The organism is Agromyces sp. Marseille-P2726 (genome assembly GCF_902809835.1).
Taxonomy (GTDB): domain Bacteria; phylum Actinomycetota; class Actinomycetes; order Actinomycetales; family Microbacteriaceae; genus Agromyces.
Genome location: NZ_CADDWM010000007.1, coordinates 108,406 through 130,494 on the forward strand (window position 1 = coordinate 108,406; position 22,089 = coordinate 130,494).

Below are 22,089 nucleotides of genomic sequence, written 5' to 3' on the forward strand. Positions count from 1 at the left end.
GCATGGATGCCGCATCAGCGTGCACATCTGCGGGGTTCACCGTCTCTTCATCCGCCCGGGTCTTCCCTTGAACGCGACCGCTCGCTTAGTCTGACCATCGTCTCGGGGGTCACGTGGACACCCGCGCAATGAGGCTTGGGGAGTCACGATGATCCGTTCTGTCCACCGTGTCACTGTCGCGATCGCAGCGGGCTCGCTGCTCGCGGTCGGGCTCGCAGCAGCTCCGGCAGCGGCCGCCGAGGCCGCCGCTCCGACGGAGTTGTTCATCAGCGAGTACGTCGAGGGCTCGTCGAACAACAAGGCCATCGAGATCTACAACGGCACGGAAGCGTCCGTCGACCTGAGCCAGTACCGGCTACGGCAGTACTCCAATGGAAACACGACCACGAGCCTCAACGTGGTGCTGAACGGCACCCTCGCCTCCGGTGACGCGTTCGTGTTCGCGCAGTCCACTGCCGGACCCGCGATCCTCGCTGTCGCCGATCAGACGACGACCACGGGTCTGTTCAACGGCAATGACGCACTCGTGCTCGTGAAGGGCGAGACGGTCGTCGATTCCTTCGGGCAGGTTGGATTCGATCCGGGTACGCAATGGGGTGCCGCGCCAACCTCGACCCTCAACACCACGCTGCGCCGTGCCGCCTCCGTGTGCGTCGGCGACACAAACCCGAATGACGCGTTCGACCCCGCGGTCGAGTGGGTCGGGTTCCCGCAGGACACGTTCGACGGGCTGGGGGCGCACACCGCGACGTGCAGCGACGTGACCGAGCCCGCCGCGGTGGTCATCAACGAGTTCTCGGCGAGCACCACGGGCACCGACGTCGAGTACGTCGAGCTGTTGACCGAGCCCGGCGCTGATCTCTCGCAGTACGCGGTGCTCGAGATCGAGGGTGACACCGGTTCGCCGATCGGAGTCGTCGATGAGGTCATCACGCTCGGCACGGCAGACGCCGCCGGCCGCCTCCTCGTCAACCTCGCCGCGAACGCCCTCGAGAACGGCACGATCTCGCTCCTGCTGGTCACCGGGTTCGCCGGGGCACTCGGCGATGACCTCGACACGAACGACGATGGCGTGCTCGAGCTGCCCGAGGGCGTGACGATCGTCGATTCGGTCGCCGTGCACGACGGCACGGCCGGTGACGTGACGTATGGCGGCGTGACGCTCGGCGTCTCGTACGACGGCCTCCCGTTCGCGCCGGGTGGTGCGTCCCGCATCCCCGACGGGACGGACACCGACTCCGCCGGCGACTGGGTGCGCAACGACTTCGACCTCGCGGGCATCCCGGGCTTCACCGGAACCCCCGTCGTCGGCGAGGCATTGAACACTCCGGGCACCGAGAATGCCGTGTACGTGGCCCCGCCCGCCGACGCCGTCTGCGAGGCGCCGTCGACCGTGGCCATCGGCTCCGTGCAGGGTTCGGGCGATGTCTCCCCGGTCGTGGGCCAGATGGTCGATATCGAGGGCGTCGTGGTCGGCGACTTCCAGGCGACGGGCCAGTACGACGGCTACTACCTTCAGGACTCGGGTGACAGCGACTCCGCGACATCCGACGGCATCTTCGTCTACGCCCCTGGAGGGCTGGACGTCGCCGTCGGCGACGAGGTGCATGTCGTGGGTGAGGTCAGCGAGTTCTTCGGCATGACCGAAGTGACGGCCGCTGACGTTGCAGTGTGCGACACCGGCCTCGAGGTGCCGGCGGCCACCGAGTTCAGCATCCCGGCCGAGCCCGAGGAGTACGAGGCGCTCGAGGGCATGCTCGTGACGCTGCCGCAATCGCTCGCGATCCTCGAGACCTTCGAATACGCGCGTTACGGCACGATCGATGTCGGGGTCACCCGGCAGATGACGCCCACCGCGGTCGTCGAGCCGGGCTCGCCCGAGTACGACGCGCTGGTGGCGAAGAACCTCGCCGAGCGCATCACGATCGACGACGGCCGCTTCTTCCAGAATCCCGACCCGGCGATCCACCCGAACGGCGGCGAATTCACGCTCGACAATCGGTTCCGCGGCGGCGACCTCGTGACGAACCTCACCGGCATCCTCGATCACCGCAGGGACGGAACCGACAATTCGACGATCCGGTGGCGGGTGCAGCCCACGCGGGGCGCGGACTTCACCGCGGTGAACGAGCGTGAGGACAACCCGGTGCCCGAGGTCGGCGGCACGACGAAGGTCGCGAGCTTCAACGTGCTGAACTACTTCACGACCCTGAATTCGCGGGGTGCGAACGACGCCGTGGAGTTCGAGCGCCAGGAGGCGAAGATCGTGGCGGCGATCGCCGAGATCGACGCCGACATCGTCGGCCTCATCGAGATCGAGAACAACGGCGACGTCGCCGTGGGCACGCTCGTCGAGGCACTCAACGAGGAGATGGGCGAAGGCACGTACGACTTCATCTCGACCGGCGTGCTCGGTACCGATGTGATCACCACGGCGCTGATCTACAAGCCCGCCGAGGTTGCGCCAGTCGGCGCGCACAAGGTGCTGACGGAGGAGATCGACGCGCGATTCAACACCGACCACAACCGGCCCGCCCTTGCGCAGACCTTCGAGGACCTCCAAGCCGGCGGCAAGGTGACCGTGGTGGTGAACCACCTCAAGTCGAAGGGCTCGGCGTGCGCCGGCGACCCCGACACCGGCGACGGTGCCGGCAACTGCAACCTCACGCGCACCCTCGCCGCTGAGGCGCTCAGTGACTGGCTCGCCACCGACCCGACGGGTCAGGGCGCCGGCAACGAGCTCATCATCGGCGACCTGAACTCGTACGACAAGGAGGACCCGATCGACGCGTTCCGCGAGGCGGGCTACACCGACCTGCTGTTCGAGTTCCAGGGTGAGAATGCGTACTCGTACGTATTCGACGGTCAGCTCGGATACCTCGACTACGCGCTCGCGGGCACCGAGATCGTCGACAACGTCACCGGAGCGGCCGCTTGGCACATCAACTCCGATGAGCCGAACCTGATCGACTACGACATGACGTTCAAGGCACCCGCGCAGGACGCGCTCTACGCGCCCGATGAGTGGCGTTCGAGCGACCACGACCCGGTGATCGTCGGACTCGACCTCGACGTCATCGCGCCCGTGCTGACGGTGACGGCGTCGGAGGACACCATCTTCCCGCCGAACAACAAGTGGCGCTCGGTGACGTTCGACATCGAGGCGACCGACAACGTGGACGACGACGTGACGGTGGAGATCATCAGCGTCGAGGCCGCGGGTCACAAGGCCGAGATCCGAGAGGTCTCCGATACTGAGGTGGAGGTCCTGGCCCGCCAGGGCGCGGTCTACACGGTCACCTTCGAGGCGACGGATGACTCGGGCAACTCCACCACCCAGACGGTGACGATCCGAGTCCGACCCTGACCTCGGACCCCGACCCGAAATCGGCACCGGTGACGGCGGGCCGCCCCCTCAGCTGGGGCGGCCCGCTCACCGCGTTCCGAGCACGGTCGGTGTGGACCGACACGAACGTTCCGTCCTTCGGTACGGTGAGGCATCGACAAGGAGACGCTCATGACCGGCGAGATCGCCACGGACTTCACCGCATCGCTTCCTCCCTGGCTCGTCGATGACCTCGACCGCATCACCACGGAGCCGCCGGCCACCACCGAGGCGCGCATCGCGGTCGTGAACCGCCTCGCCGACCGCAACTGGCGAGAAGGCAACGGCGGCCCGTTCGCCGCGATGGTCGTGGACGCGGCATCCGGTGCGGTCGTCTCGGTCGGCGTCAACGTGGTGCTGCAGAGCAACCTCAGTGCGATGCACGCCGAGATGATGGCGCTCAGCCTCGCGCAGCAGGCGCTGGGGCGCTGGGACCTCGGTGCGCACGGCGCCGAGTACGAACTCGTGGTCAATTGGCGCCCGTGCGTGATGTGCTACGGCGCGACGATGTGGTCGGGCGTGCGCGCGCTCACCATCGCAGGTGAGGGCGCCGAGGTCGAACGGCTCACCGGATTCGATGAGGGGCCGATGCCGCCCGATTGGAAGGGCGAGTTCGAGCGTCGCGGCATCCGCGTGTCGGTCGGAGTCGGGCACGACGATGCACTCGAGGTGTTCCGGGCCTTCGGTGCGTCGGACGCCGTGGTCTACAACGCGCGGGGCTCGAGCGAGGGGTAACACGGGCGCACGCACACAACAGAGCCGAGAGCGCCGAAGCGCTCCCGGCTCCGCCGAGGCCTCGAGTGTTCAGGCCCCGGAATACCGCCGGCCGCCGCGCTCGCCGTGGTGCTCACGATCGTGCAGGTGCACGTGGACGTGAACGTCCTGAGCACGGGGTTGCGGCCCGAACCCGGGTCGCGGGCCGAAGCCGTGGCGGCGGCCGCCTCCGTGCCAGCGGCCGAAGCCCTGGGCTTCGCGCATTCCATGCCACGAGCCGGACGTGCGGCCTCGCCCGCCGCGGCGGCCGCGCGGGAGTGGCTCGGACTCGTCCCAGCCGAGCTCGCGGGCGATCGCCTCGAGCGTTCGCACGGTCGTCGCGAAGTCATCGGCCGAGACGGCGCCGGCGACACGCGCACGGAGCGTGCCCACTTCGCGACCGAGTCGCTCTCGGGCCGCGCGGCCGGCATCCGTGAGCACGGGCGGAGTCCCCGAGATCCAGCCTCGCTCGGATAGACGGTGCAGTACGTGGGGCTTCGCGCGGAGCCGCTCGGCGAGCCGCTCGTCGTGCGCCTCCCCCGCGATGAGGTTGAGCAGCCGCCAGTCGCGGCGGGCGATGCCGTCAGCGGCGAAGAGCGCCTGCATCTCGTGCGAGATGCGGCGGTCGACGAGCTTCAGCCAGAACCCCAGGGGTCGGTCGACGGGTGCGGATGCCGCGGTGCGATCGTTCTCGTCGTCGCGGTCGGACCGGTCGGATTCGATGTGGTCGGTGTTCATGATGTTCCTTCCTCGGTGCGCCATGCGGCGCCCGGCGCGCGATGCGCGGATCAGATTGCATGTCACGTGACATGTATATGTACAATGACATGTATGGGAGGCGACCGTCAAGGGGATCTCGGCGAACCCTCAGGTTCCGGCGACATGGGTGAGTCCTCGAGCGGTCCCGCCGATGCGGTCGCCGCGGTCGAGGCGGCACTCGGTGCGTTCCGTGGTCGAGGGCCTCTGGCGCTTATACACATCGGACGCGGCCGACGAAGAGGACAGTGGAGAACGCGGGGGGAGCGGTATCTGTGAAGAGGAAGAGAATGGAGAGGAAAAGAAGACAGAGGCAGGGGAGCGGCACGGCGACCATGGCGACCATGGCGCACACGGCGTATGGGGCGGCCACGGCGCACGCACCGGCCGCGGCGGTGGCGCGGCCCTCCGGCTGCTCGCCGCACTCTCGAAGCACGGCCCGAGTTCGGTCAGTGACCTCGCGACCGCCATCGGGGTGGATCAGCCGCGCGCCAGCCGCCTCGCGCAGGCCGCCGTCGACGCGGGCCACGTTCGACGCGAGGTCGACCCGCGCGACGCGCGCCGGAGCATCCTCGCCATCACGAAAGCCGGCCGCGAGGCGCTCTCGGCCGTGCTCGACCACCGGCGCTCGGCCATCGAGCGCGCCCTCGCGGACTTCACCCCCGCTGAGCGCGACGAGTTCGCGCGGCTGCTCTCCCGGTTCGCCGAGGCGTGGCTGCGGGAGTAGTCAGGCTCCGGTGACCGCCGCCCGCTCGGCGGGCACCTTCACGAAGAGCATGAGCACGAACCCGGCGGCCACCACGATGATGATGCCGAGGATGCCCCAGTAGGTTGCGCCGAACGCCGCGATGAAGGCCGCCCACAGCAGCGGCGAGAGGAAGCTCGCCGCCCTTCCGGTCGTGGCGTAGAGCCCGAAGATCTCACTCTCCCTGCCGGCGGGCGTCACCCGGGCGAGGAACGACCGCGACGCGGCCTGCGTGGGCCCGACGAAGAGCGTCAGCGCGAGGCCGAAGATCCAGAACACGAGCTTGCCCGCGTCGTGGAGGAAGAACAGCACCAGGCCGGCGATCGTGATGCCGGCCAGCGCGAAGAGGATGACGGCTCGGGGCCCGAATCGATCGTCGAACCGGCCCGCGAGGATGGTCGAGAGCCCCGCCAGCAGGTTGGCGGCGATGCCGAAGATGAGCACCTCGTTCGTCGTGAAGTGGAAGGCGACGGCCGCGATCACCGCCCCGAAGGCGAACACGCCGGCGAGCCCGTCGCGGAAGACCGCGCTCGCGAGCAGGAACCAGAAGGTCGGGCGGGACTCGCGCCACAGCACGATGATGTCCTGCACGAGCACGACGTAGCTGCGCCAGAAGGACACGCGTTCGCGATGGGGTGCCGGTGGCGCCTCGGGCACGAAGGCCAGCACGGGCCAGGCGAAGAGGATCGTCCACACCGCGCAGCCGACGGCGATGACCCGATACGCGAGGCCGTTGTCGGTCGGCATCCCCCACCAGTCGAACGTCGTGGCGACCACGACGAGCACGAGGGCCACGATGCCGCCGATGTAGCCGAGCCCCCAGCCCAGGCCCGAGACCTTGCCAACCGTCTTCGGCGTCGACACCTGCACGAGCATCGCGTTGTAGTTCACGCCCGCGATCTCGCTGAAGACCGTGCCCGCCGCGATCAGCGAGATCCCGAGGAGGAAGTAGGGCGGTTCGCCCTGCACGAAGAAGAGCGCGAACATGCACAGCACGAGACCCGCCGTCGCGCCGCCGAGCCAGAGCTTGCGCCGGCCCGCCACATCCGCTCGCTGGCCGAGCACCGGCGCGAGCACCGCGATGAGGATCCCGGCGATCGTGATCGCCCAACCGAGGTTGCTGGCGAGGTCGGCGAGGCCCGCTTCGCGTGCCGGGTCGTCTTCGGCGAGCGCGGCGACCGCCGGCTCGAGGAAGGTGTCGCTCGTGAGGTAGAGCGCCGTGAACACGAACGTGAGGATGACCGAGTTGAAGGGCTGCGTCGCCCAGTCCCACAGCGCCCACGAGAACACCTGTCGTCGTGGGATCCGCCGCCCCTCCTGCAGCTCGAGACCCATGGCGCCGATGGCGCCGTTCGCGGGCGCGGAGGAGGACGGTTCGGGAAGGGTCATGACGCAAGCCTCGTTCGTTCGGGTGAACGGAAGGTGGCGGACCAGCACGGCCCGCCGCTCCGCTCGATCGGCGCTGATCTCGCTGCACTGTAACGCAGCGGATGCCGCAGCGGAAGCGACCCGCGGCTGGCGCGCTGGAACCGCCGTCAGGCCCTGAGGTGCACGTCGGCGAGAACCGGGAAGTGGTCGGAGGGATACACCCCGTCGACGGGCGTGTCGATGACGGATGCCGCGCCCACGGCGACATCCGACCCGCGACGGATCAGCACGTGATCGACGCGCCGATCGATCTCCTTCGTCGCCTCGAGCGGCGCGAACGGCACCGCCGAACTGAGCGTGACCGCGCCGGGCGAGCCGCCGCCGAGGTCCCACGTGTCATCGGCCACGTCGGCCAGCGGCGCGAACTCGGGCTGCGTCGCGTCGCAGTTGAGGTCGGCGAGCAGGAAGCGCGGCACTCCCGAGTCGACCGACAGCAGCTCGGCCAGCAGTCGGGTCTGAGCGAGGTGGTCGTCGGCGTACGCCGGCTCCCATTCCGTCGCCGCGACGATCACGTCGAACGGCGTCTCGGGATGCTCGATGCGCGCCTCGATCGCCACGGGCGCCACCTGTCGATGGCTCACGGGGAGTTCGTGGCGCTGGAGCCGTCGGATCGGATGCCGGCTCACGAGCCCGACGCCGAGCAGCACGCCGGCCTGCTCCGGGTGCTCGGGCGGTGCCGGCACGGGTGGAAGCGACGGAGCGGCGTACGCGGCGTGCATCTCGAGCCACCCGGCGACGACGTGCGCCTGCGTCGTGTCGGAGGTGGCCCAGCACTCCTGGAGGCCCACCACGTCGGGCCGCAGGCGCTCGAGGGTCGAGCGGATGCCGCGCTCTCGCGCTCGCCAGTCGGGCTCGAATCGCCACAGCACGTTCCAGGTGACCAAGCGCATGGGCCAACGCTACGCCGTGGTGGCCGCTCGCCCGGCCGTGCTCACACCGAGACCACGCCGACGAGCTCGGCGAACAGCTCCTCGGGGTCGCACTCCAATCGCTGCCTGGTGAACCAGTCGCACACGTTCACGCAGTCGCGGTGCAGCAGGTCGAACCCCTGCGGGTTCGAGATCACGTCGACGACCTGCGGCAGGTCGATCGCCACGACGCGTCCGTGGTGCACGAGCAGGTTGTACGGCGAGAGGTCGCCGTGCGCGAGGCCGGCACTCGCGAGGGTGTGCATGAAGTCCATCACCTGGTGGAACAGCTCACGCAGCGTCGCGGCATCCGCTCGCACCTGCGCGAGCCGCGGTGCGGCCACGCGACCGTCGCCGATGAACTCCATGAGCAGCTCGGTGTCCTGCACCTGCACGGGATACGGCACCGACGCGCCGAGCTGCGTGAGTCGCGTCAGCGCGTCGAATTCGGCGTACGCCCACTGCACGCGTGCGACGGCACGACCGAACGACGTGCCCTTCGCGACGGCGCGCACGTCGCGCGTCCGGCGCAGGCCGCGCCCCTCGGTGTAGATGGCCGAGCGGTGGAAGTCCGAGTGCTCGCTCGTGCGATACCGCTTGGCGGCGAGCAGTGCGGCGTTGCCCGGCACGTCGGCCGCGGCATCCGGGATCGCCCGTTCGATGAGGTGCAGGTCGGCCTCCTTGCCGGTCTTCACGACGCCGAGCTCGGTGTCGATCGCCGCGGCGGAGGTCACCAGCCAGTCGGGTCGCGGCTCGGGGCCGCGTTCGGTCGGAATGGTCGCCGGCCAGGTCGACCAGCGTTGTCCCTCGCCGGGCTCCGCGGTCTGGAAGGCGAGGGATGCCGCGCCGAGGGGCACGGGCGAAGTGTCGTCGAGCGACGAGAGGAAGTTCACGGTTGGTCTCCGAGGTTGCGGAGGCCACCGGCGCGATTGCTAGCGGGCGGCCTCACAGGGAAGGGTGTCTGCGATGCGCACGACCATGACGGCGTTCATGGTGTCCTCCCTTCGTCTCGGCGACGGATGCCGCGTGGCGCGGTCCGGAGGCGAGCATACGCCCTGGGTCGACCCGTGTCCATGCCTCCGCCGCGACTATCGTCGGTGCATGCGTGGAGGCGCGAGCGACGAGGCATCCCGGACCGTGGTGCTCGTCGAGGGTGACGAAACAGACGCCGGGCCTCCTGCGCAACGTAGCCGGTCTCGGCGACGGTGTTCTCCCTGGTCTGCTCGGCGTGCGCCGCCAGGACCGGTTTCACGCAGATTGGGTCTATCCGCCGCGGTCGCCCTGTGCGAGTGTTCAGACATGAGTGGGGGCGAGGGCGCAGCTGCGCCGTTCAACTTCCGTCTCGCGATCCTCCTCGCGATGGCGATGTTCGTGCTCGTGGTCGACACGTCGCTCATGAACGTGTCGATCTCCGCGGTCGTGCGCGACCTCGACACCACGGTGAGCGGAGTCCAGGGCGCGATCGCGCTCGAGGCGCTCGTGTCGGCGGCGTTCATCCTGATCGGTGGCAAGACGGGTGACCTGATCGGCCGCAAGCTCGCCTACATCCTCGGCCTGCTCGGCTACGCGGTCGGCGCCGTCGCGATGACGCTGGCGCAGAACCTCACGGCGGTGATCCTCTTCTGGGCGGTCATCGGCGGCATCGGCGCGTCCCTGCTGCTGCCCTCGATGCAGTCGCTCATCCACGGCAACTTCGAGGGCGAGCACCAGAAGCGGGTCTACGCCCTCGTCGGGGCATCCGCCGCCATCGCCGCCGCCGTCGGGCCCCTGCTCGGCGGGTTCATCACCACGTTCCTCTCGTGGCGGGTCGGCTTCCTGCTGGAGGCCGTGATCATCGCGGTCGTACTGGCCGGGATCGGCCTCGTCAAGGACGTGCCCTATCACGGCGATCGATCCATCGACCTGGTCGGAGCCGCGCTCTCGATCATCGGCATGGGGGGCGTGGTCACGGGCATCCTGGTCTGGCAGGAGGGGGGCGGCTACGTCGGCCTCATCATCGGCATCGGCGTGCTGGGGCTCGGCCTGCTCGTGTTCTGGCTGCGCAGCCGCAAGGCTCGGGGCAAGCCGACGCTGCTCGACCCGACCCTGTTCGAGTCGAAGCTGTTCGTCGCCGGAGCATCTGGGCAGATGCTGCAGCAGATCGCGCTCGGCGGCACCATGATCGTGCTGCCGATCTACCTGCAGATGGTGCTGGAGTACAACGCCCTCGAAGCCGGACTCTCGATCGCGCCGCTGTCGCTCAGCATGTTCGCCATCGCCCTGCTCGCCGGCCGCGGCCTGAAGCGTCGCCCGGCGGCCGTCATCCTCTGGGGGTTCGTGCTCGTCGTGGCCGGCCTGGTCATCCTCGTGCCCCTCGTGCCGAGGGTCGACTCGGGCTGGTGGCTCGTGGTGCCCCTCATCATCTCGGGCTGCGGGCTCGGCCTGCTGGTCTCGCAGCTGAACAACTACACCCTGTCTCCCATCTCCGACGAGCGCGTCAGCGAGGCGGCCGGCGTGAACTCGGCCGCTGGGTCGTTCGGCCTCTCGTTCGGCTTGGCGTTCGCGGGTGCCATCATGCTGGCCACGCTCGCGTTCGCGTTCACGGCGCGCTCGGACGCGAGCCCTGTGCTCTCGGCAGAGCAGCAGCAGCAGGTCTCGACCGTGCTCGAGGAGGACGCCGAGATCATGTCGAACACCGGCCTCGAGGAGCTCTTGATCGACCAGCCGCCCGACGTGCAGGACGAGATCATCCGCATCAACACCGAGTCGCGGTTCATCGCGCTGCAGGTCGCGCTGGGCGTGCCCATCCTCGCGGGTGTCCTCGGAATCCTGAACGGGCTCCGTATGCGCCGACTGCCCGACCCGAAGCCGTCGGCCGCCGCCGAGGGCACGATGCTCGGCTAGCACCGGAATCACTCCAACGCTTGGACCGGTATGCGCTTGGACCAGTGACGACTGACCCCGACTCCTGAAAGCAAGGACGCTCTGGAAGCGAGGCCACTTTTCGCTGCCACCGCGGGCAGGATGCTCGGTGAGTACCGGAACGTCACCCGATCGCATGGACGGGTATCGATTCCCCGCGACTCCTGAAAGTAAGGACGCTCCGGCGGCCGCCACCTGTCCTTGCTTTCAGGAGTCTCGGGGGGAGGTACACGTTCAGCCGAAGCGACGCAACGGAGCGGGAACGGCGGGGCAGCCGGAATACTGGGCGTGCGCTGTGAGTTGAGTCAAGTGCACTCAAGTTTCGACGATCCAGATTGACATGGAAATCGTCGGGTGAAACACTTGAGTCGTCGGGACTCAAGTTCCGGCACGAGACTTCAGTCCGGCCACAGTCCGCCGCATGGCGACGAAGGCGGCCGGCCGATTGACCGAGTGCTCGCGGCATCCGCTCGCGAGCTCTCGCAGAAGGGGAACAACACATGTCACGAGCAGTAGGAATCGACCTCGGCACGACGAACTCGGTGGTGAGCGTCCTCGAGGGTGGCGAGCCCACGGTCATCGCGAACGCCGAGGGCTTCCGTACGACGCCGTCGGTCGTTGCGTTCACGAAAGATGGCGAGGTGCTCGTCGGCGAGACCGCCAAGCGCCAGGCCGTCACCAACGTCGACCGCACCATCTCGTCGGTCAAGCGCCACATGGGCACCGACTGGAAGTCGCCGCAGATCGACGGCAAGCAGTACACGGCTCAAGAGATCTCGGCGCGCATCCTGCAGAAGCTGAAGCGCGACGCTGAGCAGTACCTCGGCGACACCGTCACCGACGCGGTCATCACCGTGCCGGCGTACTTCAACGACGCCGAGCGCCAGGCGACGAAGGAGGCCGGCGAGATCGCGGGCCTCAACGTGCTCCGCATCATCAACGAGCCCACGGCGGCCGCGCTCGCGTACGGCCTCGACAAGGGCAAGGAGGACGAGCTGATCCTCGTCTTCGACCTGGGCGGCGGCACGTTCGACGTCTCGCTCCTCGAGGTGGGCAAAGACGACGACTTCTCCACGATCCAGGTGCGGGCGACGTCGGGAGACAACCGGCTCGGCGGCGACGACTGGGACCAGCGCATCGTCGACTGGCTGATCAAGCGCTTCAAGGACTCGACGGGCGTCGACGTCTCGAAGGACAAGATCGCCCTCCAGCGCCTGAAGGAGGCGGCCGAGCAGGCCAAGAAGGAGCTCAGCTCGAGCATGTCGACGAGCATCCAGCTGCCCTACCTCTCGCTCACCGAGAACGGTCCGGCGAACCTCGACGAGACGCTCACGCGCGCCCAGTTCGAGAACATGACGAGCGACCTGCTCGACCGCACGAAGAAGCCCTTCGAAGACGTGATCCGCGAGGCCGGCATCAAGCTGTCGGATGTCGCGCACGTCGTGCTCGTCGGCGGTTCGACCCGTATGCCCGCCGTCTCCGACCTCGTGAAGCAGGAGACCGGCCAGGAGCCCAACAAGGGCGTGAACCCCGACGAGGTCGTCGCCGTGGGCGCCGCCCTGCAGGCGGGTGTCCTCAAGGGTGAGCGCAAGGACGTGCTGCTCATCGACGTCACCCCCCTCAGCCTCGGCATCGAGACCAAGGGCGGCATCATGACGAAGCTGATCGAGCGCAACACGGCGATTCCGACCAAGCGCAGCGAGACCTTCACGACCGCCGACGACAACCAGCCGTCGGTCGCCATCCAGGTCTTCCAGGGTGAGCGCGAGTTCACTCGCGACAACAAGCCGCTCGGCACGTTCGAGCTGACCGGCATCGCACCGGCGCCCCGCGGCGTCCCGCAGATCGAGGTCACCTTCGACATCGACGCGAACGGCATCGTGCACGTGTCCGCGAAGGACAAGGGCACGGGCAAGGAGCAGTCGATGACGATCACCGGCGGCTCGAGTCTCCCCAAGGAGGACATCGAGCGCATGGTCCGCGACGCCGAGGAGCACGCCGCCGAAGACAAGAAGCGCCGCGAGTCCGCGGAGGTCCGCAACCAGGCCGAGCAGCTCGTCTACTCGATCGAGAAGCTCATCAAGGACAACGAGGACAAGCTCCCGGCCGACGTCAAGTCCGAGGTGCAGGGCGATGTCGACTCGCTGAAGTCGGCGCTCGCCGGCGACGACGATGACGCGGTCAAGACGGCGTTCGACAAGCTCTCGCAGTCGCAGGGCAAGCTCGGCGAGGCGATCTACTCGCAGGGCCAGACGGCGGGTGCCTCCGCCAACCCCGGTGAAGACGCGAACCCGTCGGGCGAGGCCGGCGACCAGTCGTCCGATGAGGACGTGGTCGACGCCGAGGTCATCGACGACGAGGAGGAGAAGAAGTAATCATGTCGGATGAGAACCAGAACCACGAAGAGCCGGTGATCCGCGACAAGCGGCGCATCGACCCCGAGACCGGTGCGGTTCGCCAGCCGACTTCCGATGCCGAAGGGGTGTCCGACGAGGGCGCCCGCGAGGCGACGGATGCCGCGGCCGAGGATGCCGTGGCATCCGCTGCCGGCGAAGACGAGCGGATGCTCACCGTCGACGACATCCTGAACGCGGCCGAGGCCGAGGTGAAGGAGCCGAGCGACGAGCACCTCGCCGACCTGAAGCGCGTCACGGCCGAGTACGCGAACTATCGTCGTCGCACTGAGGCCAACCGCGAGGCCGAGCGCGAGCGTGCCATCGGCTCGGTCGTCTCAACGCTGCTGCCCGTGCTCGACGATCTCGACCGGGCTGAGAAGCACGGCGACCTCGAGGGCGACGCGCCATTCGCGACGATCGCTGCGAAGCTCCGGGCCGCGGTCGAGAAGCTGGGGCTCACGCCCTTCGGCCAGGTCGGCGAGCCGTTCGACCCGCAGAAGCACGATGCGCTCTTCCAGCAGCATTCCGATGACGTCGAGGTCGACACGATCGCCGACGTCGTCGAGACCGGCTACTGGCTCGGCGGCACGCTGCTGCGCGCCGCGAAGGTCGTCGTCAACACACCGCAGTAGCGTTCCTGCGGGTCGAGGAGCCCGCGGAGCGGACGTCTCGAGACCGATGCCGACCAGGTCTCGAGACGCATCCGGCCACGCCGGCTGCTCCTCGACCCGCATGGGCACGCAGTAGATTTCGAGAGAGGAGGTGCCGATGGCCAGTCAGGATTGGTTCGAGAAGGACTTCTACCAGGTGCTCGGCGTCTCCAAAGACGTCAGCGACGCAGAGCTGAAGAAGACGTACCGCAAGCTCGCGCGCAAGTACCACCCCGACTCGAACCCGGGCGACGCGGCCGCCGAGGCGAAGTTCAAGGAGATCAGCGAGGCGCACTCGGTACTCTCCGACCCCGAGCAGCGCAAGGAGTACGACGCCATCCGGGCGATGGGGTCCGGAGCCCGGTTCACGGCCCCCGGCGGTGCCGGCGGCACCGGCGGCTTCGAGGACGTCTTCGGCAACGTGTTCGGCCAGGGCGGCGGAACGCGCTACACGTTCCAGCAGGGTGGCGACTACGACGACCTGCTCGGAGGGTTGTTCGGCGGTGGCCGGTTCGGGCAGCCGAGCGGTGGGTACCGGGGATTCGGTGGCCCCACCAAGGGCCGCGATGTCGTGGCATCCACCACACTCGACTTCATCACGGCCACCAAGGGCGACCAGATCACGCTGCAGACGTCCGACGGCCGGCCCATCAACGTGCGCATCCCGGCGGGCGTCGCCGACGGGCAGAAGATCCGGCTGCGTGGCAAGGGCAACCCGTCTCCCGACGGGGGCGAGCCCGGCGACATCGTGCTGACCGTGAACGTGCGCAAGCATCCGGTCTTCGAACGTGACGGCCTCAACCTGCGCGTCAACGTGCCGGTGACGTTCACCGAGGCGGCGCTCGGAGCGACCATCGAGGTGCCCACGCTGGGCGGCAATCCGGTGAAGTTGAAGGTCGCTCCCGGCACGCCGAGCGGTCGAGTGCTGCGCGTGAAGGGCCGCGGTGTCGAGACCTCGAAGGGCAAGGGCGACCTGCTGGCGGTCGTGCAGATCGCCGTGCCGTCGCATCTGTCGAAGGAGGCCCAGGAGAAGCTCGAGGAGTTCGCGGCCCTGCTGCCCGACGAGAATCCCCGCGATGAACTGATCGCGAAGGCTCGAAGCTGAGGTGATGAGGGTGGACGAGAAGAGCCCGCTCTTCGTCATCTCGGTCGCGGCGGAGCTCGCCGGCATGCACCCGCAGACCCTGCGCCAGTACGACCGGCTCGGGCTCGTCTCGCCGACCCGCACGGCGGGCAAGTCGCGCCGATACTCCATGCGCGACGTCGCCCAGTTGCGCGAGATCGCGCAGCTCTCGAGCGAGGGCGTGAGCCTCGAGGGCATCCGTCGCGTGCTCGAGCTCGAAGACGAAGTCTCGACCCTGCGCGCCCGCGTGCGCGAGCTCGAGAGCGCGCTCGCCGACGAGATGCTCAACCGACCCGGTCGCCGCGTCTTCGCGGCGGGACCCGCGGGCGACGTGGTCTCCCTCCGTGCCGGTACGCGTCTGCGTCGCGAGAACGCGGTCGTGGTCTGGCGTCCGCTCGACCGCGACTGATCCCCGCAGGTCCCTAGCCCCAGGCCTCCGCCGGCGCCTCGACGATGGGCACCGGGTTCGTCGACCACCAGGAGCCATGGCCGTAGTGACTCTCGGCCCAGGGCGAGGCCCAGATCGCCTGCGCGACCGCATGCGCCGACGTGCCGTCCTCGAGGGCGGCCACGATGGCGGTGTAGAAGGAGCGCTTGCGCAGGTTGTCGGCGGCGTACCATGCCGCCGTCACGAGGCTGTCGTAACTGCCGAGCCCACTGCCGCCACCCGAGCCGTGCCCGTTGTTCAGCGGGTTGTTCCGGTTCCACCAGTTGTCGGTGCCGTTCTCCTCGCGCATCCACTGCAGCATGACCGTGACGTTCTCCTCGGTCACGGGCCAGCCCCCGTTGATCAGCACGAGCTTCGCCCAGTCGGCGTTGGTGCCCGACGCGATGAGGGTCTCGGGGCCCGTGCTGGCCACGTACGACTCCTGCGAGACGGTCGGCGACTCGACGTGGCCGGCGACGCGCAGTTCCTGCGTGCGCGGGTCGATGGCATCAGCCGTCGCCGCGGACGCGTTCAGATGGGGGGCGGGCGGCACGAGGGCGAGCGTCGCGACGATGCCGAACACCGTCACGACCGCGAAGGCACCGATGAACCGACGGATGCCGCGCCGTGCACGCCGCATCGGCGCCGCGACCGTGTGCCGTGCCGCGCGCCTTCCCCCTGCCCGCCGTGCGTTGCGCATGCCCGACCGAGGCTAGCAAAGGGATCCGCGCTCTGCACAGGGGGCGTCCGCGCGACGGGTCGTGCGCTCGCCGGCCCGTCGGGCGCTCGCGGGTCAGTCGGCGACGTACTCCCGGAGGTTCGCCGGCAGGCCGAGCACGATCACCCGGTCGTCGTGCGAGACGGCGAGGCCGCGCTCGGTGAGCGACAACTCCCACCCGTGGAGGTCGACCCGGCGCCGTATCGTCTCGAGCAGCGCCTTCCTGCGTTCGGCGCCATTGCGCGGCTCGATGTTCGTCTCGAGGGTGATCTGGAAGTCGCGGTCGTCGGACGAGAGCGACCCCAGCTGCTCGAGGCGGCTGTCGGCCTCGAGCAGGACCGGGGCCAGGTAGAGGTCGGTCACGTCATGCGGTCGTTCGGCCATGGCTCCTCCAACGTCTCACGAGCAGTTGCGGTGGGTCAGGGCCCACACTAGCCGCGCAGCGCGCCTCCCAGCCAGGCATCCTCGTAGCCTTGGCACATGCAGTTCGAGCTCGGTGCCCTGCGCCGGCATCCCGACATCGAGGGGCCGGGACTCGAGGCGTCGGATGCCGCGGACCGGCTGATCCTCGACGAGGCCGCGCCGTTCGCCGCCGAGGTCGCGGCCGACGAGCTCGTGGTGCTCGACGACGCCTACGGAGCACTCGCGCTGGGCTCCGCCGCGACGCGCGGCCGCGGCATCCGCGTGCATCAGGACCTGATCACCGGCGAACGCGCCCTCGAGGCGAACGCCGAACGACTCCACCTGGCGGGCGCGGTTCGGTCGATGCCGCTGGGCGCGGAGGTGCTTCGCGACGCCCGGCTCGTGCTCCTGCGCCTGCCCCGCTCGCTCGATCGGCTCGACGAGCTGGCCGGGCTGATCGCTCGGCACGCAGCGTCCGACGTCACCGTGGTCGCCGGCGGCCGCATCAAGCACATGTCGCTCGCGATGAACGATGTGCTCGCAAGGTGGTTCGCCCGCGTCGACGTTTCGCACGCGCGGCAGAAGTCGCGAGTGCTCATTGCGCGGGCACCCGGCCGGCATGCGCGTCCGACGTCCTCGGGCGCTACTCGACCGCCGGGGGCCACCACGTGGCCGCGGCGGCAGCGGCATGACGACCTCGGGCTCACGGTCGTCGCGCACGGGGGCGTGTTCGCGGGTACGGGCATCGACGTCGGCACCCGCTTCCTGCTCGAGCACCTCCACGATGCGGTTCCGGATGCCGCGACCGCCGTCGACCTCGCGTGCGGCTCGGGCGTGGTGGCCGCGTGGCTCGCGCGTGAGCGCCCCGCGCTTCGGGTGACGGCGACCGACCGCTCGGCGGCGGCTGCGGCATCCGCTCGCCGGACCATGGAGGCCAACGGCGTGGCAGACCGGGCGCACGTCACCCAGGCCGACGGGCTGGAGCTGCTGGCCGACTCGAGCGAGGAGCTCATCGTGCTGAACCCGCCGTTCCACTCCGGTGCCGCGCTGCACACGGGCATCGCCCGGCACCTCTTCGCCGAGGCAGGACGGGTGCTCGCACCAGGCGGCGAGCTCTGGTGCGTGTGGAATTCGCCACTGCGCTACCGGCCGCTGCTCGAGCGGCTCGTCGGCCCCACACGGCAGGTCGCGCGCAATGCGAAGTTCACCGTGACCGCCTCGAATCATCGGGTAGCCTGAGGTGCGGTCGGGCAGTATACGCATCGAATCGCGTTCTGTCTGCCGTTTCGTCCGATCGGTGGCTGCGAGTCACAATGTCCCGGGCGTCGTGCGACGCCCGGAAGGGATGCCATGTCAGAGCGTGACCGGCTCGCCCGAGAGCTGCGGGTCGCTGCGGAGCGTGGCGAGATCATCGCCCAGTACCAGCCGCAGGTCGATCTCCACGACGGGCTCCTCGTCGCGCTCGAAGCGCTGAGTCGCTGGCGTCACCCGAGTCGCGGCGTCATCGCGCCGGGGGAGTTCATCCCGCTCGCGGAGGCGACGGGGGCGATGGTCGCGATCGGCGATGTCATGCTCGAGGCAGCCTGCCGGTACGGCGCAACGCTCGCGCGCGCCGGCCGTCGCATCGAGGTCGCGGTGAACGTCGCTGCCGCGCAGCTCCGCGAGCGGAGCTTCGTCGAGCGCGTGGCCCACCACCTCCGGGCATTCGGGATGCCGGCATCGCTGCTCACCCTCGAACTCACCGAGACACGACCCGTGCCCGCCGAGGCCGCCGAGGCGCTCGACGGTCTCCGCGCCCTGGGGGTCGGCGTGTCGGTCGACGATGTTCGCACCGTCGAGGAGGCCCGGGCCCGCGTGCTTGCGCTGCCGATCACCGAGCTGAAAGTCGACCGTTCGGTGATCAGGCGCCTGCCCGACGACCGCGGCGCGGCCGCGCAGCTGCTCGGGTTCGCTCGGGATCACGGCCTCCGCTCGGTCGCGGAGGGGGTCGAGACGCGTCCCCAGTTCGTCGCCGTGCGCGAACTGGGGTTCGATCGAGCGCAGGGCTACCTGTTCGGCCGACCCGTGGCCGCCCGCAGCATCACGGCTCGCCTCGCGCACCGGCCCGCACGGGGCGCCGCAGTACGTGCGTGACGACGAGCGTCAGAGCGCTTCGTAGGGATCCTCGTACGCCTCGTCGGCCTCACCGTTCGCGCCCTCGCCCGGCTCACCGCCGACATCGATCTGCGACCACGTGACGGGCATTCCCGGCGAGAACAGGATGTCGATGCCGGGTCCGCCGCGGAGGGGCGGGATGTTCACGTACCCTCCTCCAGCCTGGATCGCCTTGAGGATCTGGGCACGCAGTTCGTCGATCGGGTCGGGCAGGAAGTAGTCTCGTCCATCGACCGTCAAGCGGTGGATCTTCACACCGCACCTCCGTTCTCTCGCTGCTGCGACTGTCGCATGTGGCTCACTCGGGACCGCCCGCGGCGGCCTCGGGGATCGGATGCAGCCCGGCCGGGCTGTTCGCCCCGTCCATCATCAACTCGAGCCAGGCACGATTGAGCTTCGGGGGGCGGTTGCCGTGGTACTTGAAGTGCACGGGCACGTAAGGGCTGATCCAGATCGAGCTCCGTCCGCTGCCTCGCTCCATGCCGTGATTCCACGTCAACATGAACTGCTCGCCACGCCGCAGCTTCGTCGCGACGACGAACTGCAGGTGGGCGAGCGTTCGATCCTCGATCTCGAACTCCGAGACCCGCGCGCCGTAGATCAGCAGGCCCATGGTTCTCCTCCTCCTCGCTCGGTCGTGCTGCGCCCTGCGCTCACGAAGTCGCCTCGGGCTCGGGCAGCGGCCGCAGGCCACCGGCCGAGTTGGCCGACTTGGTGAGCAGCTCGAGCCAGCGCACATTCAGCTCGGGCGGGTCGGGCTCGTCGAACCGGAACACCATCGGGATCGTCGGGCTGCACCAGACCGACGTGCGTTGCGCCGGCGGGGCCTCGTTTCCGAACGTGAACGCGAAGTGTTCGCCTCGGCGCAGCTTCGACCAGATCACCACCTGCAGATGGGCCAGAGTACGGTCGTCGAACTCCGCGGTGATGGTGGAGTCGTACGTCAGTGTTCCCATGCAGCCTCCGGTCGGGGGTCGTCGAGCGTCGTGTCCAATCCGTCGGTCGCGGTGATCGGCTGCACCACGGTGACCCGGTCGCCGCCCATGCCCTTCGACGCATACATGGCGTCGTCGGCCGTGTGCAGCAGCAGGTCGGCCTCTGGAGCAGGCCCCTTGGCGGGCCACACCGCAACTCCGATGCTCGCGGAGATCGCGTATCGAGGGGGCACCCGATGGAGCGGGCGTCGTACGGCCTCCCGGAAGCGCTCGGCGACGGTGGCGCCGTCCTTCTTCGAGGCGCCCTCGCAGAGGATGACGAACTCGTCACCGCCGTATCGTGCCACCAGGTCTCCGGCTCGGGCCACCGAACGCAGGCGAGCGGCGACCTCGGCGAGCACGTCGTCGCCGACCCGATGGCCCAGCCCGTCGTTGATCGCCTTGAATCCGTCGAGGTCGACGAACACGACCGAGAGCGGTCGCCCGCTGCGAGACGCCGAGGCGATGGCGGCGACGAGCTGCTCCTCGAGCAGCTTGCGGTTGGCGAGGCCGGTGAGCCCGTCGTGCATCGCCTGGTGCTCGAGTTCCTCCTGCAGTCGAACGCGGCGGAGCACCTGACTGGCCTGACGTGCGAGGGCCGCCTGGATCTCGCGACTCTCGGCATCGATCTCCTGGTCGCGTCCGAAGAGCGAGACGACGACGCCGCGGGTACGTCCACCGGGACGCAGGGGTGCGATGCTGAGGGCGCTCAACCGGTTGCGATGCAGGGCGTGGTCGAGCCCGGGCAGGATCGCGGCGGCCTGATCGAGGCTTTCGACGGTGACGATCTCGCCCGAGCCGATCGCCTGCTCGGCGAGGGCGCCGAGCCCGTCGGACATCAGTGCGAGCGTCGTCTCGTCGCCGGCCACGAGGTCGAGGGGTCCGGTCGCGCCACCGAGCAGCACGGCGGCCGTGGCTCGCAGCGCGGACCCGGCGCTCACGACGAGGGCGGCGGCGAGCTCACGGGCTGTGGTCGCCACGGCGAACGCGGTCGACGCGTCCTGGAGTACTCGAACGCGAGCCTCGGATGCTTCGGCGGCACGGCGGGCGAGGAGCAGCTGCCGTTCGTAGTCCTGGCGTTCGGTCGCATCGAAGACGGCCGTGCGGATGCCGGTGGGTTCACCGTCGTCGCCGGTGACGACGACCGCATTGACGAGGATCGGGAGTTCGGCACCGTCGGCGCGACGGACCGAGAGCGCCACCTCTCGCACCTCGCCCGCGAGGCTCAGCACCATCGAGTAGCGAGTCTCGTAGAAGAGCTGCCCCGACGAGGTGAGGAGGTCGACGAAGGCGGTGCCGAGCAGCGCGTCGCGCGAATGTCCGGTCCACCGTTCGAAGGTGCGATTGACCCGCGTGATGACTCCGTCGTACGTCGTCTCCAGGTACCCGCAGGGTGCCTCTTCGAAGAGCTCCTCGAATGCATCACGTGCATCGAGGGCGGGGCGATCGTCGCGCCGGTCGGGTTCGTCCTGCTCGCGATGGACGGGTGCGGCGTTGGAGTTGCTCATGAGAGGAACGCCCTGATCTCGTCGGCGAGCTCATCGGGAGCCGAAAGGTTGGGGCAGTGACCGGTCGCCGACAGCTGCACGAAGCGGCTCGTGGGGATCTGCTCATGGACGTATCGCCCCACGGAGGTGGGCGCGATCACGTCGTCGGAGCACTGCAGCACGAGGGTGGGCGTGCGCACGCCGCTGAAGTCGCGCCGGTTGTCGGAGAGGAAGGTCACGCGGGCGAAGTGCCGGGCGATCTCGGGATCGACCGAGCAGAAGCTGTCGCTGAGCTGACGTCCGAGTTCGGGCCGCTCGGTGTTGCCCATGATGACCGGGGCCATGGACTCAGACCAGCCGAGGTAGTTGGCGTCGAGTGCATCCAGGAGGCCCTCGATGTCCTCACGCTCGAAGCCGCCGCGGTAGTCTTCGTCGTCGATGTAGCGCGGCGAGGGCCCGACGAGCACGAGTGATCCGAACCGCGAGGGATCAGTCGTCTCGGCGAGGACGCCGATGGTCGCGGCGACGGAGTGTCCGACGAAGACGACATCGCGGAGGTCGAGGGCCTCGAGGATCTCGAGGACGTCGTCGGCATAGCCGTGCAGCGAGTCGTACTTGATCGGGTCGTAGGCCGTGACGTCGGAGCCGCCGGCACCCACCAGGTCGAGGAGCACCACTCGATGATCCGACTCGAAGTGCGGCACGACGTGTCGCCACATCTCCTGGCTGCAGCCGAAGCCGTGCACGAACACGATGGGGCGGCCGGTCGGCGATCCTGACATCGTGACGTTGTTTCTTCGAACGACGTCGGTCGAGGGTGTGGACAGCGTGAAGGTCATGCGGCTCCTGCCGGATAGAAGGGTGCCGGGGGTCGAGGTGACC

General features: G+C 69.0%; 21 protein-coding genes. 10 read left to right on the plus strand and 11 right to left on the minus strand.

Annotated features, from left to right (window positions below; genetic code table 11):
* Nucleotides 1–148 precede the first annotated feature (148 nt).
* Nucleotides 149–3,367, plus strand: a complete 3,219-nt coding sequence (locus HUS56_RS17100) for an ExeM/NucH family extracellular endonuclease (RefSeq protein ID WP_217423916.1) — start codon at nucleotides 149–151, stop codon at nucleotides 3,365–3,367.
* Nucleotides 3,368–3,517: 150 nt separating this feature from the next.
* Nucleotides 3,518–4,120 (plus strand): nucleoside deaminase, encoded by a 603-nt coding sequence (locus HUS56_RS02170; protein ID WP_173921781.1) that lies wholly within the window; start codon nucleotides 3,518–3,520, stop codon nucleotides 4,118–4,120.
* A 69-nt stretch (nucleotides 4,121–4,189) separates the two neighbouring features.
* Here the strand turns inward: HUS56_RS02170 and HUS56_RS02175 are convergent, their stop codons facing one another.
* Nucleotides 4,190–4,876 carry a MarR family winged helix-turn-helix transcriptional regulator gene (locus HUS56_RS02175; RefSeq protein ID WP_173921782.1) on the minus strand — a complete coding sequence of 229 codons (687 nt, stop codon included), beginning with the start codon at nucleotides 4,874–4,876 and terminating at the stop codon, nucleotides 4,190–4,192.
* 211 nt (nucleotides 4,877–5,087) lie between these two features.
* On the opposite strand from HUS56_RS02175, the gene HUS56_RS02180 reads away from it, so the two are divergent.
* On the plus strand, nucleotides 5,088–5,621 hold the full coding sequence (locus HUS56_RS02180) for a MarR family winged helix-turn-helix transcriptional regulator (protein WP_254431242.1): 534 nt from the start codon (nucleotides 5,088–5,090) through the stop codon (nucleotides 5,619–5,621).
* Here HUS56_RS02180 and HUS56_RS02185 read toward each other — a convergent pair whose 3' ends face one another.
* The 3 genes from HUS56_RS02185 to HUS56_RS02195 all read right to left on the minus strand — a co-directional run bounded on the left by HUS56_RS02185 (nucleotide 5,622) and on the right by HUS56_RS02195 (nucleotide 8,868).
* On the minus strand, nucleotides 5,622–7,028 hold the full coding sequence (locus HUS56_RS02185) for an MFS transporter (RefSeq protein WP_173921784.1): 1,407 nt from the start codon (nucleotides 7,026–7,028) through the stop codon (nucleotides 5,622–5,624).
* 146 nt (nucleotides 7,029–7,174) lie between these two features.
* Complete coding sequence (locus tag HUS56_RS02190; RefSeq protein WP_173921785.1) at nucleotides 7,175–7,957, minus strand: endonuclease/exonuclease/phosphatase family protein; 783 nt, start codon at nucleotides 7,955–7,957, stop codon at nucleotides 7,175–7,177.
* A 41-nt stretch (nucleotides 7,958–7,998) separates the two neighbouring features.
* Complete coding sequence (locus HUS56_RS02195; RefSeq protein WP_173921786.1) at nucleotides 7,999–8,868, minus strand: serine protein kinase RIO; 870 nt, start codon at nucleotides 8,866–8,868, stop codon at nucleotides 7,999–8,001.
* A gap of 406 nt (nucleotides 8,869–9,274) precedes the next feature.
* On the opposite strand from HUS56_RS02195, the gene HUS56_RS02200 reads away from it, so the two are divergent.
* The 5 genes from HUS56_RS02200 (at nucleotide 9,275) to HUS56_RS02220 (ending at nucleotide 15,454) form a co-directional block, all read left to right on the plus strand.
* Entirely contained in the window at nucleotides 9,275–10,858 is a 1,584-nt protein-coding gene (locus HUS56_RS02200) for an MFS transporter (protein ID WP_173921787.1), read from the plus strand.
* Nucleotides 10,859–11,376: 518 nt separating this feature from the next.
* Nucleotides 11,377–13,251, plus strand: a complete 1,875-nt coding sequence (gene dnaK / locus HUS56_RS02205; protein WP_173921788.1) for a molecular chaperone DnaK — start codon at nucleotides 11,377–11,379, stop codon at nucleotides 13,249–13,251.
* A gap of 2 nt (nucleotides 13,252–13,253) precedes the next feature.
* Nucleotides 13,254–13,904 carry a nucleotide exchange factor GrpE gene (locus HUS56_RS02210; protein ID WP_173921789.1) on the plus strand — a complete coding sequence of 217 codons (651 nt, stop codon included), beginning with the start codon at nucleotides 13,254–13,256 and terminating at the stop codon, nucleotides 13,902–13,904.
* 136 nt (nucleotides 13,905–14,040) lie between these two features.
* Nucleotides 14,041–15,027, plus strand: a complete 987-nt coding sequence (locus HUS56_RS02215; protein ID WP_173921790.1) for a DnaJ C-terminal domain-containing protein — start codon at nucleotides 14,041–14,043, stop codon at nucleotides 15,025–15,027.
* A gap of 4 nt (nucleotides 15,028–15,031) precedes the next feature.
* The gene (locus tag HUS56_RS02220) at nucleotides 15,032–15,454 is read left to right on the plus strand and encodes a heat shock protein transcriptional repressor HspR (RefSeq protein WP_173921791.1); all 423 of its coding nucleotides are present in this window, start codon (nucleotides 15,032–15,034) and stop codon (nucleotides 15,452–15,454) included.
* A gap of 13 nt (nucleotides 15,455–15,467) precedes the next feature.
* Here the strand turns inward: HUS56_RS02220 and HUS56_RS02225 are convergent, their stop codons facing one another.
* Together HUS56_RS02225 and HUS56_RS02230 are read right to left on the minus strand one after the other, a co-directional pair.
* Nucleotides 15,468–16,172, minus strand: coding sequence for a hypothetical protein (locus tag HUS56_RS02225; RefSeq protein WP_173921792.1), 705 nt, complete (start codon nucleotides 16,170–16,172; stop codon nucleotides 15,468–15,470).
* A 93-nt stretch (nucleotides 16,173–16,265) separates the two neighbouring features.
* Nucleotides 16,266–16,574 (minus strand): hypothetical protein, encoded by a 309-nt coding sequence (locus HUS56_RS02230; RefSeq protein WP_173921793.1) that lies wholly within the window; start codon nucleotides 16,572–16,574, stop codon nucleotides 16,266–16,268.
* A gap of 96 nt (nucleotides 16,575–16,670) precedes the next feature.
* Here HUS56_RS02230 and HUS56_RS02235 point away from each other — a divergent pair, with 96 nt between their 5' ends.
* Both HUS56_RS02235 and HUS56_RS02240 read left to right on the plus strand, forming a co-directional pair.
* Nucleotides 16,671–17,831, plus strand: a complete 1,161-nt coding sequence (locus HUS56_RS02235; protein ID WP_173921794.1) for a class I SAM-dependent methyltransferase — start codon at nucleotides 16,671–16,673, stop codon at nucleotides 17,829–17,831.
* A 111-nt stretch (nucleotides 17,832–17,942) separates the two neighbouring features.
* Nucleotides 17,943–18,725, plus strand: a complete 783-nt coding sequence (locus HUS56_RS02240) for an EAL domain-containing protein (protein ID WP_173921795.1) — start codon at nucleotides 17,943–17,945, stop codon at nucleotides 18,723–18,725.
* Nucleotides 18,726–18,734: 9 nt separating this feature from the next.
* On the opposite strand, the gene HUS56_RS02245 is transcribed toward HUS56_RS02240, so the two are convergent.
* Genes HUS56_RS02245 through HUS56_RS02265 form a run of 5 tightly spaced genes read right to left on the minus strand, consistent with a single transcriptional unit; the run spans nucleotide 18,735 to nucleotide 22,046 of the window.
* Nucleotides 18,735–19,001 (minus strand): hypothetical protein, encoded by a 267-nt coding sequence (locus HUS56_RS02245; protein WP_254431243.1) that lies wholly within the window; start codon nucleotides 18,999–19,001, stop codon nucleotides 18,735–18,737.
* Between the two features lie 43 nt (nucleotides 19,002–19,044).
* Nucleotides 19,045–19,359, minus strand: coding sequence for an ATP-dependent DNA ligase (locus HUS56_RS02250; protein WP_173921796.1), 315 nt, complete (start codon nucleotides 19,357–19,359; stop codon nucleotides 19,045–19,047).
* Between the two features lie 40 nt (nucleotides 19,360–19,399).
* A complete protein-coding gene (locus tag HUS56_RS02255; protein WP_173921797.1) occupies nucleotides 19,400–19,702 on the minus strand; it encodes an ATP-dependent DNA ligase in 303 nt (100 codons plus the stop codon).
* Complete coding sequence (locus tag HUS56_RS02260) at nucleotides 19,690–21,228, minus strand: bifunctional diguanylate cyclase/phosphodiesterase (protein ID WP_173921798.1); 1,539 nt, start codon at nucleotides 21,226–21,228, stop codon at nucleotides 19,690–19,692. Before HUS56_RS02260 ends, HUS56_RS02255 begins: the two co-directional genes overlap by 13 nt.
* A complete protein-coding gene (locus tag HUS56_RS02265; RefSeq protein WP_173921799.1) occupies nucleotides 21,225–22,046 on the minus strand; it encodes an alpha/beta fold hydrolase in 822 nt (273 codons plus the stop codon). The genes HUS56_RS02260 and HUS56_RS02265 overlap by 4 nt, the downstream gene beginning before the upstream one ends.
* Between the last annotated feature and the right edge of the window lie 43 nt (nucleotides 22,047–22,089).

What these genes read in the sequence shown, in the direction of transcription:
- HUS56_RS02215 (WP_173921790.1), top strand. Translation starts at nt 14,041, where the DNA reads ATGGCCAGTCAGGATTGGTTCGAGAAGGACTTCTACCAGGTGCTCGGC.
- HUS56_RS02255 (WP_173921797.1), bottom strand. Translation starts at nt 19,702, where the DNA reads ATGGGAACACTGACGTACGACTCCACCATCACCGCGGAGTTCGACGAC.
- HUS56_RS02220 (WP_173921791.1), top strand. Translation starts at nt 15,032, where the DNA reads ATGAGGGTGGACGAGAAGAGCCCGCTCTTCGTCATCTCGGTCGCGGCG.
- HUS56_RS02250 (WP_173921796.1), bottom strand. Translation starts at nt 19,359, where the DNA reads ATGGGCCTGCTGATCTACGGCGCGCGGGTCTCGGAGTTCGAGATCGAG.
- dnaK (WP_173921788.1), top strand. Translation starts at nt 11,377, where the DNA reads ATGTCACGAGCAGTAGGAATCGACCTCGGCACGACGAACTCGGTGGTG.
- HUS56_RS02235 (WP_173921794.1), top strand. Translation starts at nt 16,671, where the DNA reads ATGCAGTTCGAGCTCGGTGCCCTGCGCCGGCATCCCGACATCGAGGGG.
- HUS56_RS02230 (WP_173921793.1), bottom strand. Translation starts at nt 16,574, where the DNA reads ATGGCCGAACGACCGCATGACGTGACCGACCTCTACCTGGCCCCGGTC.
- HUS56_RS02190 (WP_173921785.1), bottom strand. Translation starts at nt 7,957, where the DNA reads ATGCGCTTGGTCACCTGGAACGTGCTGTGGCGATTCGAGCCCGACTGG.
- HUS56_RS17100 (WP_217423916.1), top strand. Translation starts at nt 149, where the DNA reads ATGATCCGTTCTGTCCACCGTGTCACTGTCGCGATCGCAGCGGGCTCG.
- HUS56_RS02260 (WP_173921798.1), bottom strand. Translation starts at nt 21,228, where the DNA reads ATGAGCAACTCCAACGCCGCACCCGTCCATCGCGAGCAGGACGAACCC.
- HUS56_RS02175 (WP_173921782.1), bottom strand. Translation starts at nt 4,876, where the DNA reads ATGAACACCGACCACATCGAATCCGACCGGTCCGACCGCGACGACGAG.
- HUS56_RS02225 (WP_173921792.1), bottom strand. Translation starts at nt 16,172, where the DNA reads ATGCGCAACGCACGGCGGGCAGGGGGAAGGCGCGCGGCACGGCACACG.
- HUS56_RS02170 (WP_173921781.1), top strand. Translation starts at nt 3,518, where the DNA reads ATGACCGGCGAGATCGCCACGGACTTCACCGCATCGCTTCCTCCCTGG.
- HUS56_RS02265 (WP_173921799.1), bottom strand. Translation starts at nt 22,046, where the DNA reads ATGACCTTCACGCTGTCCACACCCTCGACCGACGTCGTTCGAAGAAAC.
- HUS56_RS02210 (WP_173921789.1), top strand. Translation starts at nt 13,254, where the DNA reads ATGTCGGATGAGAACCAGAACCACGAAGAGCCGGTGATCCGCGACAAG.
- HUS56_RS02200 (WP_173921787.1), top strand. Translation starts at nt 9,275, where the DNA reads ATGAGTGGGGGCGAGGGCGCAGCTGCGCCGTTCAACTTCCGTCTCGCG.
- HUS56_RS02185 (WP_173921784.1), bottom strand. Translation starts at nt 7,028, where the DNA reads ATGACCCTTCCCGAACCGTCCTCCTCCGCGCCCGCGAACGGCGCCATC.
- HUS56_RS02240 (WP_173921795.1), top strand. Translation starts at nt 17,943, where the DNA reads ATGTCAGAGCGTGACCGGCTCGCCCGAGAGCTGCGGGTCGCTGCGGAG.